The organism is Streptomyces sp. MB09-02B (assembly GCF_033794485.1).
GTDB lineage: Bacteria > Actinomycetota > Actinomycetes > Streptomycetales > Streptomycetaceae > Streptomyces.
The window spans coordinates 1-4,884 of the sequence record NZ_JARGEE010000565.1 but is presented as its reverse complement, the minus strand read 5'-3'; the positions used below and the strand labels follow the sequence as shown (position 1 = coordinate 4,884).

4 protein-coding genes are annotated in these 4,884 nt (G+C 74.2%); 1 reads left to right on the top strand and 3 read right to left on the bottom strand.

Annotated elements, in window-relative coordinates; translation table 11 throughout:
- Nucleotides 1–149: 149 nt before the first annotated feature.
- Nucleotides 150–1,880: an FAD-dependent monooxygenase gene (locus P1P70_RS40725; RefSeq protein ID WP_319246941.1), complete on the bottom strand. Its 1,731-nt coding sequence runs from the start codon at nt 1,878–1,880 to the stop codon at nt 150–152.
- Nucleotides 1,881–2,093: 213 nt separating this feature from the next.
- Between P1P70_RS40725 and P1P70_RS40720 the strand changes: the two genes are divergently transcribed.
- Nucleotides 2,094–2,525 carry a hypothetical protein gene (locus P1P70_RS40720; RefSeq protein WP_319246939.1) on the top strand — a complete coding sequence of 144 codons (432 nt, stop codon included), beginning with the start codon at nt 2,094–2,096 and terminating at the stop codon, nt 2,523–2,525.
- Here the strand turns inward: P1P70_RS40720 and P1P70_RS40715 are convergent.
- The gene (locus tag P1P70_RS40715) at nt 2,498–4,108 is read right to left on the bottom strand and encodes an NAD(P)/FAD-dependent oxidoreductase (protein ID WP_319246937.1); all 1,611 of its coding nucleotides are present in this window, start codon (nt 4,106–4,108) and stop codon (nt 2,498–2,500) included. The two genes, P1P70_RS40720 and P1P70_RS40715, sit on opposite strands and share 28 nt — an antisense overlap.
- Before the next feature lies 1 nt (nt 4,109).
- Nucleotides 4,110–4,884, bottom strand: a 775-nt coding sequence (locus tag P1P70_RS40710; RefSeq protein ID WP_319246936.1) for a patatin-like phospholipase family protein, incomplete at its 5' end; no start/stop codon positions are given.

Here is a 4,884-nt window from a genome sequence, read left to right as displayed (position 1 = left end):
CGCCCCCACCACTCAAGACGATCACTCGGGTGAACCCGCCCTCCCGTCGGGCGAGTTCACGGGTGGGAGGGCGCAGACCTGCGTCCGGGGCAACGGCCTCAGACCTGCGTCCGGAGGAACGGATTCAGGCCCGCGTCCGGGGAAAGGATTCAGGCCCTCGCCAGCAGCGTGGTCAGGACCTCCCGCAGCGCCGCTTCGGCGTCCGGGGCCGGGCCCGCCGCCCGCCAGGCCACGAACCCGTCGGGCCGGACGAGTACGGCGCCGCCGGGTGCCGTCCCGTGGACCGCCGCCCAGTCCGCCTCGCCCGCGGGCGTCAGGTCGGCGGCGGGCCCGTCGCCGATCCGGTACGGCGTCAGGGGCACGGACAGCGTCTCGGCCAGCCGGAGGGCGGCCTCGTGCCAGCCGGCCGACGCGCCGTCCGTGCCGGCGTCGCTGAGCAGGACGAGGGAACGCTCGTAGAGGTCCAGCGTGGAGATGTGCTCACCCCGGTGCCGTACCTCCATGTGGGGCGCCCTGCTGCCCGGGGCGCCGGACAGGTCGAGGCGTTCCGGGACGACCGGGGACGCGGGGTCGGCGCCGAGGACGGCACCCTGCGGATAGCGGTAGCCGAGGGCCACGTTGAGGATGCCGCGCTGCGGGCCGCCGCCACCGCCGACGCCGGGGGCCGGGGCGAAGCCGGGATGGCTGTGCTCCACGGACCGGGCGGCGGCACGGGCGCTGGTCGCCTCCGCCACCGGACGCCGCTCGGCGTCGTACGTGTCCAGCAGGCGGTCCCCGGCCCAGCCGCCGAGCACGGCCGCCAGCTTCCAGGCGAGGTTGTGGGCGTCCTGGATACCGGTGTTGGAGCCGAAGGCCCCGGTGGGGGACATCTCGTGGGCCGAGTCGCCGGCCAGGAAGACCCGGCCCGACCGGTAGCCGCGGGCGACGCGCTGGGCGGCGTGCCAGGGGGCCTTGCCGGTGATCTCGACGTCGAGGTCCGCCACCCCGATCGCGCGGCGGATGTGCTCGACGCACCGCTCCTCGGTGAACTCCTCCAGGGTTTCCCCGTGTTCAGGGTGCCAGGGCAGGTGGAAGACCCAGTTCTCCCGGTTGTCCACGGGCAGCAGCGCCCCGTCGGCGTCGGGGTTCGTCAGGTAGCAGACGATGAAGAGGCGGTCGCCGACGACCTCGGCGAGACCGCGGGAGCGGAAGGTGACGCTGACGTTGTGGAACAGGTCGCCGGGGCCGCCCTGGCCGATGCCGAGCTGCTCGCGGATCGGGCTGCGGGGGCCGTCGGCGGCGACGAGGTAGTCGGCGCGGACGGTGGTGTGCTCGCCGGTCTCGCGGCTCTTGACGATCGCGGTGACACCGGAGGAGTCACTGTCGAACGACAGCAGTTCGGTGTTGTAGCGCAGGTCGCCGCCGAGCCGTTCGGCGTGCTCCCGCAGCACCGGCTCCAGGTCGTTCTGGCTGCACAGGCACCAGGAACTGGGGCTGAACCGGGCGAGTCCGCCGCCCGCGTCGATCTCCTTGAAGAGCCACTCGCCCGCGTCGCCGACGAGGGTGGGCGTCTGGAGGATGCCGTGGTTGCCGGACAGGGTGGCGGCGGCCCGACGGATGCCCTGCTCGACACCGGCCGCCCGGAACAGCTCCATCGTGCGGACGTTGTTGCCCCGGCCGCGCGGGTGGATGGAGGTGCCGGCGTGCCGCTCCACCAGGGTGTGCGGCACCCCGAGGCGGCCCAGGAACACCGAGGTCGACAGGCCGACGAGGGAACCCCCGACGACGAGGACCGGAACGGTCGCGGGTTGGGTGCGGCTGCCGGTGGGACCGGTCCGATCGGGCCTCTGCCGCGTCTCGGGGCTCCGCCCCGTCTCATGGCTCTGCTTCATCGCGTTCATCGCTCAACTCCAGCGCGTCGTGTCCGCCGACTCGGCCGGGTGGGGCCGGGGGCTTCATCCATGCCCCGCACACGCCCCGCACCGGGAGAACGGGACCGGGCTTCACCCGCTTAGGGCCCTTGCGACGGCCCTGGGGCGGACCGCTCAGGTACTCGGGTGGAGCTGAGTACGTGCGCTCTGGGCGCAGAAGAGCCGTGCCGGGAGGCTGGGTTCATGAGCGAACGACTCCTCAAGACCGCCTCCCGGCTGCTGCCGGCCCTCGCGACGGCCGTGGCCGCCCTCGCCCTCTGGGCCCTCTGGCTGGGCTGGGACCAGCAGCGCGACCTGCATCCTGACGGTTCGTCGACCGGCCCGTACGAGGCGTGGCAGGTGATCGGCCTGGTGCTGACCCTGCTGGTGCCGGTGTTCTGGGCCGCGTCACGACGGCACATCACCGGCGCCGTGGCCGGCACCACGATCGGCCTGACGGCGGCCTCCTTCTACGACTGGTCGGACGACGCCAGCGGCCTCTACGTCATCGGCGTGACGATGGTGATGCTGGGGACGATCGCGGTGACGACCGGTGTCTCGTTCCTGATCGCGGCCCTCGGGGGCGGCGGGGGCGGCGGGTCGCGGCCTCAGTCGACGGCCCCCATGACCTCGTAGGCCTCGGGGTCGAAGCGGGCCAGCCGTCGGCGCATACGGCCCGTCGACCACGGCCAGCTGAAGCTGTTCACGCCGTTGTCGTCCAGGTAGTAGCTGGAGCAGCCGCCCGCGTTGTAGACGGTCGACGGGAGGGCCTGCTGGACCTCGGCGTTGAAGGCGGCCTGGACCTCGGGGCGTACGTCCAGGCGGGTCCAGCCCGCCGCGCGGAAGTGCCGTACCGCGCCCGCCACATACGCCAGTTGGGCTTCGAGGACCGCGTACGCGGAGGAGTGGCCGGTGCCCAGGTGCGGGCCGAGGAGGACGAACGCGTTCGGGAAGCCGCTGACGGTGGTGCCGAGGTAGGCGTCCGGGCTGCCCTTCCACTGGTCGTCGAGGCTGGTGCCGTCGGCGTCGAACACCCGGCGGGCGATGGGCATGTCGAGGATGTGGAAACCGGTGCCCAGGATGATCGCGTCGACGTCGGCGCGGCTGCCGTCGGCGCCGAGGACGCTGCCGCCCTCGACGGCCTTCACCGCCGTCGCGTGGACGGCGACGTTGGGCCTGGTCAGGGCCGGATAGTAGGTGTTGGAGAGCAGGAGGCGTTTGCAGCCCAGGGTGTAGTCGGGGGTCAGGGCCCGGCGCAGGTGGGGGTCCTTGACGGCGGCCCGGAGGTGAAGGCTGCCCACCTTCTGTACCGCGCGCAGCAGGGCCGGGTGGCGGAAGCCGACGCCGAGGGTCTCCAGCGCCGCGTACTCCGCCGCGCGCAGTGCCCGTTGGGCTCCGGGGACGGTCCGCAGCAGCCGGCGTTCGGCGCCTGGCACCGGGTGGTCGGGCTTGGGCAGCACCCACTGGGCGGTGCGCTGGAACAGGTGCAGCCGGCCGACGCGGGGCTGGATCGCCGGCACGAACTGCACGGCCGAGGCGCCGCTGCCGACGACGGCCACCCGGGCGCCGGTGAGGTCGACGTCGTGGCGCCAGCGCGAGGAGTGGAAGACCTCACCGGGGAAGTCGGCGAGGCCGGGTATGTCGGGGAGCAGCGGTTCGTGCCAGGGTCCGGCCGCCGAGATCAGGAAGCGGGTGGTGTAGGTGCCGCGGGTCGTCTCGACGTGCCAGCGGGCGGCCGCCGGGTTCCACTGCGCGCGGGTGACCTCGGTGCCGTAGCGGATGAGGGGCGTGATGCCGTACGCGGCGGCCGTGTTCCGGAGGTAGGAGCGGATCTCGGGCTGGCCGGCGAAGGCCCGGGTCCACTCCGGGTTGGGTGCGAAGGAGTACGAGTAGAGGGCGGAGGGCACGTCGCAGGCGCAGCCCGGGTAGGTGTTGTCGCGCCAGGTGCCGCCGAGGTCGTCCGCCTTCTCGACGAGGACCAGGTCGCGGACCCCCGCCTCGCGCAGCTTGATCGCCGCGCCGATGCCGGAGAGGCCGCTGCCGATGATCAGGGCCTCGACGTGGTGGGTCCGGCGGATGACGGCGTGGGCCGGGTGGTGGGGAGGCTCGGGCGATTCGGGGCTCTCGGTGTTTTCTGGGGCCGCGGTGCTCTCGGGGGCTTCGCGGTTCGCGCGGCTCGCGGGATTTTCGGGGGTCGCGGGGTTCTCGGGGTGCGGCATCTCAGGCTCCTGTCGTCCGGGCGTCGGCGGCGGGTACGGCGTCACCGGCGGCGTCACCGGCGGTGTCGTGGGCGGCTTCGCGGAGCGCCTCGCGGACGTGGGCCCGTGTCGTGCGCAGGGCGGTCTCCAGGACCGTCAGGCGGCGTCGGGGGTCCATGAAGTTGCCGCCCATCACCTCCAGGTCGGCGGCGTCGGGCTCGATCCGGACGACCCGGGTGCCCGTCGCCCGCAGCGCGGCGCACTCCGCGTCGAGGGTGCGGGTCATCGCCCGGCGCAGCAGGGCCTCCGCCCGGCCGAGCCCGCGGCGCGGGCCGGGGGAGCGGGAGCTCATCGGCGCGACGACGTACACCTCGTCGAGTCCGCTCGGCACGAGCAGGTCGGCGGAGGCGGTGGAGAGGATGCCGCCGTCGGCGTACCGCCCGCCCCCGATGCGCACGGGCGGGAACCAGCCCGGCACCGCCCAGGACGCCCGGAGCGCGTCCCGCAGGGCGGCCGGGTGCGTGTCGGGGTGCCCGAAGACCGTACGGCGGCCCGTGTCGAAGTCGGTCGCCACCAGCCAGGTCGCCGGATGCGGGACCCACTGCCCGGCGGGGACGAGGGAGTCCGCGAGCGCCGCCAGCCAGCGGGTGTCGCCGCGGCCCTGGGGCAGCAGCCCGGAGAGCCCGGCCATGGCGGGGGCGGCCCCGCGCAGGGCGCGTCGGGCCAGCCCGGGGGAGCCGAGGAAGGCCGACGTCCTGGTCGGCACCTCCGCCGGGGCCGAGGTGGCGGCCCTGCTC

Excerpts from the sequence above, each read along its gene's own strand:
- P1P70_RS40725 (WP_319246941.1), bottom strand. The coding sequence starts at position 1,880 with ATGAACGCGATGAAGCAGAGCCATGAGACGGGGCGGAGCCCCGAGACG.
- P1P70_RS40720 (WP_319246939.1), top strand. The coding sequence starts at position 2,094 with ATGAGCGAACGACTCCTCAAGACCGCCTCCCGGCTGCTGCCGGCCCTC.
- P1P70_RS40715 (WP_319246937.1), bottom strand. The coding sequence starts at position 4,108 with ATGCCGCACCCCGAGAACCCCGCGACCCCCGAAAATCCCGCGAGCCGC.